Raw genomic sequence first — 13,031 nt, forward strand, 5'->3', positions numbered from 1 at the left:
GGCGCGGCGGCCGGCGGCGGCGTCTTCTTGCGCGGCGCGAACCACTCGCTGGGCGAGCCGGCGCCCGCCTCCGCCGCCTCGGCGGACGGCGTCGCCTGAGGCGACTCGCCGGGCGTCAGCCACTCCGCCGGCAGGTCCGGCGGGGTGGCAGCGCGCGCCCCGGTCTCCATGACGCCGAGCACGGGCGACCCGGAGGTGTCCGCGCGGCGACGCCGGGGGGACGGCTGCTCCCCGGTCTCCTCGTTGAGCGGGCTGCGGACGACGACCTCGGGGATCGGCCGCGAGCCGGGGATGTTGATCTTGATGCGCGTGGTGAGTGTGGTCTCGGTGCGCGGCTCATCGCGGCCCGGGGAATCCTCCCCGTGGCCCGGCCGACCTGCCTGTGGCGGCTGCCCCGCGCGGGAGAACGCCGCGTCGCCGGGAACGCCGTAGGGGGGCGTCCCCGAGGGGTAGGAGTCGCCGCCCTGACGAGGCGACATCGGATTGTCGGATTCTCGACTCACTGCTGCTCCGGTTCGCGCCCGCGGAGGTGGCGGCGCGCGGTTGTGGATCGTTGTTCCCCGCGTCCCGTGGGGCTGCGGTTGCGGTGTGTGGAACCGCGGTCTCCAGCGTTGCGGGGACCACCTTACTGGGAGCCGTCCCGAGGCGGACTTGCCGGAGGGAGAACGGAGCCCGAAGGCCCGTGGCGGTAAGGGGAGAGCGCGGGCCGGGCCAGCGTCAGAACCGAGCCGAGCAGGCCCAGGAAGAGCAGCGCGAGGCTCGTCGCACTGCCGCCCCAGATCAGATCGCCCTTCGGAGTGCTGACGCTGGCGGTGAGCAGCATGCCGAGCCAGGTGGCCGTCGGCACGACCGCTCCCGTCCTGGTGCCGGTCAAGGTGCCGCCGCCGTAGCTGAGCGCGATGATGCCGACGGTGCCGAGCGCCAGGCCGCCGCCGCTCCACAGGTCCACGATGAGGGCGCCGGCCAGGCCGACGGCGGCGCCGACCACGCCGAGCAGCAGATACGCCGTCAGCCGCGCCGGGCGGCCCAGCGGATACTGCCGCGCGGACGTCTCCGGCGATCCGTTGCGCGGGGCCGGGACCCTGGCCGCACCCCGAGCGCCGCCGGGGCCTCCGGAACCACCCGAACCGCCGGACCCGCCGGACCCGCCGGACCCGCTCGAAGGGCCCGATCTGCCGGAATCACCCGAGCTGCCCGAACCGCCGCCTGCGCGGCCGCGGTCGGAGCCGCCCGATCCCGATCCCGGTGCCTTGCCAGGCGGCTGACCGCCGCTCATGCGCTCGCTCCGGTCCGCTCGTCGGCGTCGATTCCGGAGAAGAGGTCGGCCTCCCAGCCCGTCCTCTCCTCGACGGGGCCGGGCTCGCCGCGGACCAGGCGGTAGTACTCGATCGAGGGCAGCGGCTGGCCGAGGTCGTTGGAGAGCGCGAAGAACGGCCCCTCCACCGCGATCTGGGTGGCGTGCGCGCGCATCGCGGCGGCCTTGGCGTCGGCGAACAGCGTGCCGTCGACAGCGGCCGTGACCTCGGCGTCGTCCACGACGCCCGGGACGTCGTCGGCGCCGGCGATGCCCGGGAAGGGGGACTCCTTGCCGGCGGCGCGCAGCGCGGTGAACCCGGCCTCCACCACGGAGCGCGGGATGACGTTCCAGTAGACCTTGGCGATCGCGTGGGCCGGGCCGAGATCCGGACGGAAGCCCCCGTCGGCGGCGAGCTCCGCGCCGCGCATGGCCACTCGGTGCGCCTGGATGTGGTCGGGGTGGCCGTAGCCGCCGTTCGGGTCGTAGGTGACCAGGACCTGCGGGCGGACCTCGCGGATGACGGCGACCAGCTCGGCGGCGGCCTCGTCCAGGTCCGCCTGCCAGAAGGCCTCGGGGCGGACGTTGCTGGGGACGCCCATCATCCCCGAGTCGCGCCAGCGGCCGGGCCCGCCGAGGAAGCGGTGGTCGGTGACGCCGAGCTCGCGCATGGCCGCGGCGAGCTCGGCGATCCGGTGCGGACCGAGGGCGTCCTCACGGTCCGCGACGAGGTGGGCGTGGTCGTCGCCGATGACCTCGCCCTCCTCGCCCAGCGTGCAGGTGACGAGGGTGACGCCGGCGCCCTCGGCGGCGTATCGGGCCATCGTCGCGCCGTTGCCGATCGACTCGTCGTCGGGGTGGGCGTGGACGAGGAGCAGGCGCCGGTCGGCGCGGGCGGCCCGGGGTGATTCCGTCATGGCGCTCAGCCTAGGCGGTCGGGCCGACGTCACCCCACAGGCGTCAGGGCGACGGCTTCGCCCGGCTAGAGCTTGATGCCGGTCAGCATCCCGGCGACGCTCGTGGTGACCGTCTTGATCGACGGCGCGATCGAGCTGGAGGCCAGATAGAAGCCGAGCAGCGTGCAGGCGAACGCATGCCAGAGCTTCAGGCCCGAACGCTTGACCAGGATTCCCACGATGATCAGCATCAGCACCGCGGCGGAAATGGGCAGAACCATCGCGTCTCACACCTCTCGGTTTTGGGCGGCGGGGACTGCCGCCCAGAAGGACGGACGCACCCAGGAGTTACCCATGGGGTGATGGGTGGGTCACTTTCCGTCATCATGCATAGCCCGTTGCTCCGATGCACGGCCTCGGCGCGCGGGGGCGCCGCCCACGCGGGTGCGCGAGGGGACGCGGGAGGGCCGAACGGGCGAGCGGGGCGCGCGGAGCGTTTGCGGCGATCCGGGGTCTGTTCGAGGCCGCGCCGCTAGGGTCGGGGCATGGCCCAGGAGATCACGTTTCCCCGTCAGTTCTCGCGCACGCAGCGCTTCTCGCTCGGCGCCCCGCGGTCCTTCGCCGTGTCCCCGGATGGTCGAAGGGTGGCCTTCCTGCGCAGTCGTGGCGGGACCGAACGGGCGAACCTGCTGTTCGTGCTCGACCTTTCGAACGAAGCTGCTCCGTTCGAGCGAGTGGCGGCGGATCCGGTCGCCCTGCTCGGCGGTGGCGAGGAGCACCTCTCCGCGGAGGAGCGGGCCCGCCGCGAGCGCGCCCGCGAGGGCTCGGCGGGCGTCATCGGCTACGCCACCGACGCGGCGGTCACCGTGGCCGCCTTCAGCCTCTCCGGCCGCCTGTTCACGGCCCCGCTGACGGGCGACGCGGGTTCACAGCCGGGGCCCGGTTCACAGGCCGGGCAGGGTTCACAGGCCGGGCCGGGTCCACAGGGCGCGCCGGGCGCGCAGGGTTCACGGGCCGTCGAACTGCCCGCTCACGGCACCGTGCTCGACCCGCGGCCCGCACCGGACGGTCGCCACATCGCCTACGCCACCACCGGCGGGGCGCTGCGCGTCATCGCCGCGGACGGCAGCGGCGACCGGGGGCTCGCCCAGGAGAGCGACCCGGAGGTCACCTGGGGCCAGGCCGAGTTCATCGCCCAGGAGGAGATGGACCGCAGCCGCGGCTTCTGGTGGTCGCCGCAGGGCGACCGGCTGCTCGCCGCCCGGGTCGACAACCGTCCCGTCCAGCGCTGGTGGATCGCCGACCCGGCCAACCCGGACCAGGAGCCGGCGGAGATCGCCTACCCGCAGGCCGGCACCCCGAACGCCGAGGTCGGCCTGGCCGTGGTGGACCTCGACGGCCGCCGTGTCGACGTCAGCTGGGACCGCGCGGCCTACCCCTACCTGGCGCGCGTCCACTGGTCGGCCGGCGGGCCGCCGCTGCTGCTCGTGCAGAGCCGTGACCAGCGGCACCAGATCGTGCTGACCGTCGACCCGGACAGCGGCGAGACCGTCCCGCTGCACGAGGAGAGCGCCCCGGACTGGGTCGAGCTCTTCTCCGGCGTGCCGGTGTGGACCCCCGACGGCCGCCTGGTCCGCGTCGCGGACGACCGCGCGGCCGACGCGCGTGGCCTCGTCGTCGGCGACCGCGTGCTGACGGACCGCTCGCTGCACGTCCGGCACGTGCTCGACGTCACGGACGAGGAAGTGTTGTTCACCGCCTCCGCGGGGGAGGCCGCGACGGCCCCGGAGATCGGCGAGGTGCACGTGTACCGAGCCGCCACCAAGGGCGACGTCGGCGCGGTTCACCGGATCAGCGACGCGCCCGGCTACCACTCCGCCGTGCGCGGCGGCCCGGTCACCGTGCTCAGCTCCGCCGCCCTGGACCGCCCGGGCTCGGTCGTCCGCGTGCTGCGCACCACGTCCGCCGCGGACGGCACTGCGGACGGCACTGCGGTCGGCACGGGGGTCGGCACTGGGGTCGGCGCCGCAGGAGGTGCCACAGGAGGGCCCGCGGTCGAGGTGGCCCGGGTCGCCTCCCACGCCGAGACGCCGGTGCTCACCGCCCGCCCCGTGCTCGCGCTCGCCGGCAAGCGTCGCATCCCCGCGGCCGTGCTGCTGCCCACCGGCTACGACCGCGAGCGGGACGGCCTGCTCCCGGTGCTGATGGCCCCCTACGGCGGTCCGCACGGCCAGCAGGTGGTCGCGGCCCAGAACATCTTCCTGTCCGCGCAGTGGTTCGCCGACCAGGGCTTCGCCGTCGTCGTCGCCGACGGGCGCGGCACCCCGGGCCGCAGCCCCGCCTGGGAGAAGGCGATCATGCGGGACATGGCCGGGGTCACCCTGGACGACCAGGTCGAGGCGCTGCAGGCGCTCGCCGCCGACTACCCGCTCGACCTGCGCCGGGTCGGCATCCGCGGCTGGTCCTACGGCGGCTACCTGGCCGCCCTCGCCGTGCTGCGTCGCCCGGACGTCTTCCACGCGGCCGTCGCCGGGGCGCCCGTGACCGACATGGAGCTCTACGACACCCACTACACCGAGCGCTACCTGGGCCACCCGGCCGAGGAGCCGCAGGTCTACGCCGCGCACTCGCTGCTGGCCGACGCGCCGAAGCTGACCCGTCCGCTGCAGATCATCCACGGCCTGGCCGACGACAACGTCGTCGTCGCCCACAGCCTGCGGCTCTCCTCGGCGCTGCTGGCCGCCGGACGCCCGCACGAGGTGCTGCCGCTCTCCGGGGTGACCCACATGACGCCGCAGGAGGAGGTCGCCGAGAACCTGCTGCTCCTGCAGGTCGACTTCCTGCGCCGGTCGCTGCCGCGGACCTGACCGGCCCCCGGTCGTCATGCCCCGGCCCGTGACTTCTGTCATGGGCGGTCATGGAGGCGCGGCACTGCTGCCGCGCCCCCGTGACCTGCGAATCTTCTTGCATGACGACTTCCACCGAAGCAGCTGTGAACCAAGACAGCACGGGGGCGGACCGGAAGGGCTTCGCGGCTCGCGAAGCGAACGGCCGCCCGCACACCGAGGTCGCGGCGTTCCGCAACGTCAGCAAGGACTTCGGGTCCGTCAGGGCCGTCCACGGCAGCACCTTCACGCTGCACCCGGGCGAGACCGTCGCCTTCCTCGGCCCGAACGGCGCCGGCAAGTCCACCAGCATCGACATGCTGCTGGGCCTGAAGGACCCGAGTGCCGGTCAGGTGACGCTGTTCGGCGGCACCCCGCGCCAGGCGATCATGGGCGGTCGCGTCGGCGTGATGCTGCAGAGCGGCGGCCTGCTGCCCGAGGTCACCGTCCGCGAGCTGGTCGGCTTCGCCTGCAAGGTGCACCCGCGCGGCTACGCCGTCGACGACGTGCTGAAGACGGCGCAGATCCTCGACCTGGCCGACCGCAGGGTCGACAAGCTCTCCGGCGGCCAGGAGCAGCGGGTGCGCTTCGCGCTCGCCACCGCCGGCGACAGCGACCTCATCGTCCTGGACGAGCCGACCACCGGCATGGACGTCACCGCCCGCCAGGCCTTCTGGTCCGTGATGAAGGCGCAGGCCGACGCCGGCCGCACCATCCTCTTCGCGACGCACTACCTGGAGGAGGCGGACGCGATCGCCGACCGCGTCCTGGTCATGCACAAGGGCCGCCTGATCGCCGACGGCACCGCCGCCGAGATCAAGGCCCGCGCCGGTCAGCGCCGCATTTCCTTCGACCTGCACCCGCAGGACGGCGGCGACGCCTCGACCCTGAACGCCCTGCCCGGCATCACCGCACTGGACGTCAGCGGCCACACGGTCCGCATCTCCACCAGCGACGCCGACGCCACCATGGCCGCCGTCTACCGCGCCGGCCTCTACCCCCGCGGCCTGGAGGTCACCGGGGTCGGCCTGGAGCAGGCCTTCATCACGATCACTGCGGAAGCCACCGCGGCTGAGGGGAACTGACCATGTCTTCGCTGATCCGGCTCGAGGTCCTGCGGGTGCTGCGCAACCGCCGATACCTCTTCTTCACGGTCTTCTTCCCGGCGATGATGTTCTTCTTCTACGCCACCTCGTTCAAGAACCAGACATTCGACGGGATCTCGTACAAGACGTACTACATGGTCTCGATGGCCACGTTCGGGACGCTCAGCGCTTCCCTCAACACGGCCATGCGGATCTCGCTGGAGCGCAAGAGCGGGTGGACCCGCCAACTCCGGCTGACGGCGCTGCCCGGCTGGGCCTACGTGGCGTCCAAGGTGATCGCCGCCGGTGTCGTGACTCTTCCCTCCGTGCTCGTGGTCTTCGGGCTCGGCGCGGTCGAGGGCGTGCACTTTCCCGCCAGCACCTGGCTGGGCATGGGTCTCGCGGTCTGGGCTGGTGGGTTCGTCTTCGCTGCGGCGGGTGTCGCCCTCGGCTATGCGGCCGCGCCGGACACGGTGCAGCCGATCACCATGGTGGCCATGATGGCCATGGCCTTCCTCGGCGGATCTTGGTTCCCTGTGACCGGCGGGCTCAAGTCGGTCGGCCAGTACACTCCGGTCTACCTCTACAACGAGCTGGCCAAGTACCCGGTCGACGGGGTCTCGGTGGGCGCCTCGCAGGTCATCGGCCTCGCCGCCTACCTCGCCGTCTTCGCGGCCCTGGCAGCCTGGCTCTACCAGCGTGATCGCAAGACCGTCTGACGCACGGATCGACCACGGGGACAGGACGATGAGCGAGATGAGAGAGCCGCGGTTCCAGCCGCGGGTCGGGGTGCCGCCCGAGAACCGCCGACAGACGTTCGTGAAGCTGTGCTGGATGCTGATCTGGATGATCTATCTGGCCTACCCGATCTCCGATCTGTTCGGGCGCCACGGCACCGCGAAGACCGTCTTCGGCTGGTTCGTGATCGTTCTCTTCCTGGCCTGCTACATCTCGCTGGTCCTGCGCCGCCAGGTCAGGGGAACGGCGGTGGGCTGGGACCGCAGCCACGCGGTGCCGCTGGGCCTGATGTTCGCCGCGGCGGTCTCCACCTCGCTGGTGCTGGACTCCAACTGGCTCGCGCTGTTCACCTACACCGCGGTGGCGGCCGGCGCGGTCCTGCCGGGCCGCATCGCGGCGATCGGCGTGGTGGCGGTGGTGGCCACCCAGGTCGTCCTCGGCCTGGTGGCGGGCATCGACCGGACCGGGCTGGCGGGCATGGCCCTCGGCGGTCTGCTCGGCGGCCTCGCCATGACCGGCTTGCAGCAACTGGTGCGCACCATGGCGGAACTGCGCGAGGCGCGGCAGGCGGTGGCCGCCCTGGCCGCCTCCGACGAGCGCCTGCGCCTCGCCCGCGACCTGCACGACCTGCTCGGCCACTCGCTCTCGCTGATCACCCTGAAGACCGAGCTCACCGCCCGCTTCATGGACCAGGAGCGCTACGAGGAGGCACGGGCCCAGGTCGGTGACATCGAGAAGGTCTCCCGTCAGGCCCTCGTCGACGTGCGCGAGGCGATCGGCGGCTACCGCCGCCCCAAGCTCGCCGTCGAACTGGCCGCCGCGCGGACCGCGTTGACCGCGGCGGACATCGCCATCGACGCGCCCCTCCCGCTCGCCGACCCGCGTCCCGGGCTGGGCGCCGAGGAGGAGGGCGCCCTCGGCTGGGCGCTGCGCGAGGCGGTGACCAACGTGGTCCGCCACAGTGGCGCGACGCAGTGCCGCATCCGCCTGATCGAGGACCACGCCCCCGACGGCCGCCTGGGACGCGTGCTGACCCTGGAGGTCGCCGACGACGGCACCCTCGGCAAGCAGGCGCGCCAGAGCCCGCACGGCAACGGCCTGACGGGGCTCTCCGAGCGTCTCGCCCTCGCCGACGGCACGTTGGACGCGGGTCCCGCGTCCGGCAGGCACGGCTTCGTGCTGCGCGCCACCGTGCCCCTGCGTCCCGTGACCGCGGAGAAGCACACCGAAGGGCAGCCTGCGGCCGGTACCGTGCAGGAGTGATCAGAGTTCTGCTGGCCGAGGATCAGGCCATGGTCCGTGAGGCGCTGGCCGCGTTGCTGAGCCTCGAAGGGGACATCGACGTCGTCGCGCAGGTCGCCCGCGGCGACGAGGTGGTGGCGGCCGCCCAGGCCCACGAGGTCGAGGTGGCCCTGCTGGACATCGAGATGCCGGGCCTCACCGGCATCGAGGCGGCCGGGCGGCTGCGGAAGGCCCGTCCGGGGATCAAGATCGTCGTCCTCACCACCTTCGGCCGTCCCGGCTACCTTCGCCGCGCGATGGAGTCCGGTGCGGACGCGTTCCTGGTCAAGGACGCCCCGGCCGCCCAACTCGCCGAAGCGATCCGCAGCGTGCTGCGCGGAGAACGCGTCATCGACCCCACGCTCGCGGCCGCGGCCCTGGCGGAGGGCGCGAACCCGCTCACCTCCCGCGAGCGGGACGTCCTCGCCGCGGCGGCGGACGGCAGCGCGAACGCGGACATCGGCGGCCGGTTGCACCTCTCCGAGGGCACGGTCCGCAACTACCTCTCGGCGGCGATCCAGAAGACGGGCGCGCGCAACCGCACGGAGGCGGTCCGCATCGCGATGGAAAAGGGCTGGCTGTAGGGGCGGTGGCACACGCCAGGGGCGGTGCGGTTGCACCTCAGTTGAGCCTGAAGCGGGCTGCCTTGGCCTCGAGGCGGACGCGCTTGGCCGATTCCGGGTCGAAGGCGTCGAGAATGGTCGCGTACTCCTCCATCTCCGCCGCGCCCTCCACGAAGTGGCCCGTCTTGACCAGCAACTCCGCGCGTTCGAGGCGGAGTTGCGCCGGGTGCCGGGGCAGGAGGAGCGAGAGTTCCGTCGCCCAGAGCTGGGTGCGGGCGTGTTCGGGCCGCGCCGCGGCCCAGTTGCGGATGTTGGCGAGCGTCCGCAGGACGATGTCCTGCGGGCTCGCGGCGCGCAGCAGATCGGGGGAGAGGCGGTAACCGGCCTGGGCGACCAAGGCCTCGGTGTCCTCGGTGGACAGGATCCGGCCGCCGTGGAAGGCGTCCACCAGGACGTGCTCGCCCGTGGGGTCGCCCACGCCGACCACGAAGTGGCCGGGCAGCGGGACGCCGTACACGGGCAGGCCGACCCTCCTGCCCACCGCGATCCAGACCGCGGCCACGGTGATCGGCAGACCGCGTCCGCGCCGCAGCACCTCGTGCAGCAGCGAGGACTCGAGCCGCTTGTAGACGCCCGGCCCGCCCCGGAGATCCGCCGAGCCCGCCAGCGCACCGGCCAGGACCGCAGCGGTCTCCGCGGGGGCAGCGTCGGTCATGTCGGCGTCGAGCGAGGCCTCGCGCAGCGCGGCGCGCACCACCGACGCCAGGCGCTCCAGCGCGTCGAACGAGGGGGCCAGCGCCTCGTCCAGGCGTTCGGGAGGCGCCTCCAGGCCCGCCTCGAAGCCGATGAGCAGGCACAGCAGCTCGAGACTCGGCTCTTCCGCACGCGCCTCCGCGGCGAACCGCGCCCTGCTCTCCTCGCTCACGGGCGAGGATTCTATGCGCGATGCACCGCCTGATCGTGTCTCACGCGTTCAGTCTGGCGTAGGAGTAGCGGTAGGCGGTGTCGAAGCCGAGTTTGTCGTACAGCGTGCGGGCGGCCGTGTTCTCCTCCTCCACCTGCAGATACGCGCCCGACGCGCCCTCCTCCGCGGCGCGGGAGGCCAGGGTCGCCATGACCGCACCGGCCAGGCCCCTGCGACGCGCCTGCGGCACCACCTCGACGGCGCCGAAACCGGCCCACTCGCCGTCCACCACGCAGCGGCCGATCGCCGCCGGGCCGTCCGGCACCTCGGGCAGGAAGGCCGAGGCGAACCAGACCGAGGGCCCGCTGTGCAGCAGCGCTCGCGCCGCGCTCGCCTGTGACTCGTTCCCCTCGATCCGCCGGTAGCGCGAGAGCCACGCCTGGTCGGCGTTACGGGAGAGCCGCACGTCCGCCGCGACCGGTGCGGCCAGCCGCGTGAGCGGCGCGGTACGGACCTCGGTGACCGCCTCCGACGCGCCGCGAGCCGCCAGCGCGGCCCCCAGGTCGTCCGGCGAGCCGGGCCGCACCACCTCGACGAAGGCCGGCAGACCGCGAGCGGCGTACCAGTCGCGCACCCGGTCCAGCGCCTCCTCCAGCGGCAGCCCCGGATCGCCCAGCGTCTGCGCCGAGTTGCCGCGCCGGGTGAAGCCGGACGACGACCGCAGCAGCCACTCGCCGAGCGGCTCCTGCTCCAGTGCGGACCAGCCCCGCGCGGCGATCCGCTGCAGCTCCGCCGGGATTGGGACCGGGGGCGCGGCGAGCGAGCGGCGCAGCGGCTTCGGCGGTACCGGCTTGCCCGCCACCAGGGCCGCTTCCGGCAGTTCGACCTCCTGACCGTGCTGGTTCACGACGGTCAACGTCCCGCGCCCGCGGTCCCAGGATGTGAGCACGCCCAGCGTGTCGCTGAACTGCGGCCGATCTTCCTCAAAGCCGACAACACGCCGTACCATGACGCGTCGTCCCAGGTCAGCGGGGGTGAGTCGGAACGCGGACCGGTCGACCGCACCCGCTTGGGACGTCATGATGCCTACCTCCGTTACATTCGGTGCCCTCGACCGGCGATACTAGGGGCGGGCATCGACGACGCCGCGCTTCCCTTGCGCGATAGGCCCTTACTAGGAGGAATGACAGCGTGACCTACGTCATCGCGCAGCCTTGTGTCGACGTGAAGGACAAGGCGTGCATCGAAGAGTGCCCGGTCGACTGCATCTACGAGGGCCAGCGGTCCTTGTACATCCACCCCGACGAGTGCGTCGACTGCGGTGCGTGTGAGCCGGTCTGCCCGGTCGAGGCCATCTTCTACGAGGACGACACCCCGGAGGAGTGGAAGGACTACTACAAGGCGAACGTCGAGTTCTTCGACGACCTCGGCTCGCCCGGTGGCGCCTCCAAGCTCGGTGTGATCGACAAGGACCACCCGTTCATCGCGGCCCTCCCGCCGCAGAACCAGGATCACTGAGTTGACCTCGTCGCACGACAGCTCCGCCGCGCCGTCCCTTCTCGGAGGGGCGGCGCGCCGCGTCTCCGGCCTGCTTCCGCCGTTCCCCTGGGACCGGCTGGAGCCGTACAAGGCGATCGCGGCGGCGCATGCCGACGGCATCGTCGACCTCTCCGTCGGCACCCCGGTCGACCCGGTTCCGCAGCTGGTCCAGGACGCGCTGGCCGCGGCCGCGGACAGCCCCGGCTACCCCACGGTGTGGGGCACCACGGCGCTGAAGGACGCGCTCGTCGGCTGGGTCGAAGGCCGCTTGGGCGCGCGGGGGATGACCCACCGCAACGTCCTGCCGGTGGTCGGCTCCAAGGAGCTCGTCGCCCTGCTCCCGTGGCAGCTGGGCCTCGGCCCCGGCGACCGCGTGGCCTTCCCGCGTCTCGCCTACCCCACCTACGAGGTGGGCGCGCGGCTCGCCCGCGCCGAGTACGTCGTCTACGACGACCCGACCGAGCTGGACCCGGAGGGCCTGCGGCTGCTCTGGCTCAACACCCCGTCCAACCCGACCGGTCGGGTGCTGGACGCTCCCGAGCTGCGGCGGATCGTGGCCTGGGCGCGGCAGCACGGCATCCTGGTCGTCAGCGACGAGTGCTACCTGGAGCTGGGCTGGGAGGCCGAGCCGGTCTCCGTCCTGCACCCCGACGTGTCCGGCGGCTCGGTCCAGGGCCTGATCGCGGTCCACTCCCTGTCGAAGCGGTCGAACCTGGCCGGCTACCGCTCGGCGTTCATCGCGGGCGACCCGGAGATCCTGGGCGAGCTGCTGGAGATCCGCAAGCACAGCGGCTTCATGGTCCCGGCCCCGGTCCAGGCGGCGACGGTCGCCGCGCTGGGCGACGTCACGCACGTCGCGGAGCAGCGTGAGCGCTACGCCGCGCGCCGCGCGGCCCTGCGGGCGGCGCTGGTCGCCTCGGGCTTCCGCATCGAGCACAGCGAGGCGAGCCTCTACCTGTGGGCCACCCGCGACGAGCCCTGCTGGGACACCATCGCGGACCTCGCCAAGCACGGCGTGCTCGTCGCCCCCGGCGAGTTCTACGGCTCCGCCGGGGCCGACTTCGTCCGCGTGGCCTTCACCGCCACGGACGAACGCGTCGCAGCGGCGGTCGCCCGCCTCAACGCCTGACCCTCAGCCACACGCACGAAGGGGGCGGGACCGCGCACTCCGCGGTCCCGCCCCCTCGGCATGGTGAGCCCGCCCGGCCCCAGCGGTGCCCGCGCCGAGCCCGGCGACCGCGCGCATGCCCCCGCCGCCGCACCCCCGGCGGGGAGACCAGGGTGCGACGGCGGGGCCCGAGGGACGCGGGGAGCCGCGGGGGGAGCCGCGCGCGCGGGAGTGCACGTGCGGCCTCGCGCCCCTTGAGCCGTTGCGCGGTTTCCCTGCGGCGCGTCCGCTCTGTGGGGGTTAGAGCGGGAGGCCGTTGACCGGGAGGCCGCCGAGCGGGAGGCCGCTGAGGCCGGGAAGCGCGCCGGTGGCGGAGCTGAGCGCCTGCGGGGTGGCGGAGGAGGCCAGGTTCGGGAGACCGCCCAGGCGCTCCATCGGAGCGCCGCTGCGGGTGGCGCCGCCACCCAGCGCGCCGCCCGCAGCGCTCAGGGGCAGGCTGTTGACCGGCAGGCTGCTCGCCAGCGGCAGCGAGCTCAGCGGGTTGGACGAGGAGGCCGGTGCCTGCGCCGCGGGGGCCGCGGCCGGCGCCGCCGCCGGCGTGTCGCCGGCCATCGTGCCGGTGGCGTTCGCCGCCGCGGGCATGCTGCGGCCGACGCCCGCGCCGTGGGCGACGCCGACGACCTGCGAGGCGGTGCCGAGCAGCCCGGTGACGGACGAGCCCATCGAGCGGTCGCCACC

Annotated in this window: 13 protein-coding genes and 1 pseudogene; 7 read left to right on the forward strand and 7 right to left on the reverse strand. The window is 73.4% G+C overall.

All coding sequences use genetic code 11. The features are described 5' to 3' along the window. The 4 genes and pseudogenes from TR48_RS44655 to TR48_RS07060 all read right to left on the reverse strand — a co-directional run. Positions 1-479 (reverse strand): annotated as a pseudogene (locus TR48_RS44655) (hypothetical protein); the annotation flags it as partial. A 146-nt stretch (positions 480-625) separates the two neighbouring features. Further along, positions 626-1,276, reverse strand: coding sequence for a DUF6113 family protein (locus tag TR48_RS46250; RefSeq protein ID WP_268873565.1), 651 nt, complete (start codon positions 1,274-1,276; stop codon positions 626-628). Then, entirely contained in the window at positions 1,273-2,211 is a 939-nt protein-coding gene (mshB, locus tag TR48_RS07055; RefSeq protein ID WP_042365062.1) for an N-acetyl-1-D-myo-inositol-2-amino-2-deoxy-alpha-D-glucopyranoside deacetylase, read from the reverse strand. Before mshB ends, TR48_RS46250 begins: the two co-directional genes overlap by 4 nt. Positions 2,212-2,276: 65 nt before the next feature. Then, positions 2,277-2,471 (reverse strand): hypothetical protein, encoded by a 195-nt coding sequence (locus tag TR48_RS07060; RefSeq protein WP_042365063.1) that lies wholly within the window; start codon positions 2,469-2,471, stop codon positions 2,277-2,279. Between the two features lie 264 nt (positions 2,472-2,735). Here TR48_RS07060 and TR48_RS07065 point away from each other — a divergent pair, with 264 nt between their 5' ends. From TR48_RS07065 to TR48_RS07085, 5 genes are all read left to right on the forward strand, one after another. Continuing rightward, positions 2,736-5,057, forward strand: a complete 2,322-nt coding sequence (locus TR48_RS07065) for a S9 family peptidase (protein ID WP_042365064.1) — start codon at positions 2,736-2,738, stop codon at positions 5,055-5,057. Between the two features lie 101 nt (positions 5,058-5,158). Next, positions 5,159-6,160, forward strand: coding sequence for an ABC transporter ATP-binding protein (locus TR48_RS07070; protein WP_084728942.1), 1,002 nt, complete (start codon positions 5,159-5,161; stop codon positions 6,158-6,160). Between the two features lie 2 nt (positions 6,161-6,162). Then, entirely contained in the window at positions 6,163-6,879 is a 717-nt protein-coding gene (locus tag TR48_RS07075) for an ABC transporter permease (RefSeq protein ID WP_042365065.1), read from the forward strand. Between the two features lie 28 nt (positions 6,880-6,907). Further along, a complete protein-coding gene (locus TR48_RS07080; protein ID WP_063770928.1) occupies positions 6,908-8,161 on the forward strand; it encodes a sensor histidine kinase in 1,254 nt (417 codons plus the stop codon). Continuing rightward, positions 8,158-8,763: a response regulator transcription factor gene (locus TR48_RS07085; protein WP_084728944.1), complete on the forward strand. Its 606-nt coding sequence runs from the start codon at positions 8,158-8,160 to the stop codon at positions 8,761-8,763. Before TR48_RS07080 ends, TR48_RS07085 begins: the two co-directional genes overlap by 4 nt. A 37-nt stretch (positions 8,764-8,800) precedes the next feature. Here the strand turns inward: TR48_RS07085 and TR48_RS07090 are convergent, their stop codons facing one another. Together TR48_RS07090 and TR48_RS07095 are read right to left on the reverse strand one after the other, a co-directional pair. Beyond that, the gene (locus tag TR48_RS07090) at positions 8,801-9,667 is read right to left on the reverse strand and encodes a transglutaminase family protein (protein WP_084728946.1); all 867 of its coding nucleotides are present in this window, start codon (positions 9,665-9,667) and stop codon (positions 8,801-8,803) included. A gap of 40 nt (positions 9,668-9,707) precedes the next feature. Then, entirely contained in the window at positions 9,708-10,727 is a 1,020-nt protein-coding gene (locus TR48_RS07095; RefSeq protein WP_042365069.1) for a GNAT family N-acetyltransferase, read from the reverse strand. Positions 10,728-10,837: 110 nt separating this feature from the next. Between TR48_RS07095 and fdxA the strand changes: the two genes are divergently transcribed. Both fdxA and dapC read left to right on the forward strand, forming a co-directional pair. Beyond that, positions 10,838-11,164 (forward strand): ferredoxin, encoded by a 327-nt coding sequence (fdxA, locus tag TR48_RS07100; RefSeq protein WP_042365070.1) that lies wholly within the window; start codon positions 10,838-10,840, stop codon positions 11,162-11,164. Between the two features lie 70 nt (positions 11,165-11,234). Then, positions 11,235-12,314, forward strand: coding sequence for a succinyldiaminopimelate transaminase (dapC, locus tag TR48_RS07105; RefSeq protein WP_174501676.1), 1,080 nt, complete (start codon positions 11,235-11,237; stop codon positions 12,312-12,314). A gap of 279 nt (positions 12,315-12,593) precedes the next feature. Here dapC and TR48_RS07110 read toward each other — a convergent pair. After that, on the reverse strand, positions 12,594-13,031 hold a 438-nt coding region (locus TR48_RS07110), incomplete at its 5' end, for a hypothetical protein (RefSeq protein WP_042365072.1).

Source organism: Streptacidiphilus neutrinimicus, from assembly GCF_000787815.1.
GTDB classification, from domain to species: domain Bacteria; phylum Actinomycetota; class Actinomycetes; order Streptomycetales; family Streptomycetaceae; genus Streptacidiphilus; species Streptacidiphilus neutrinimicus.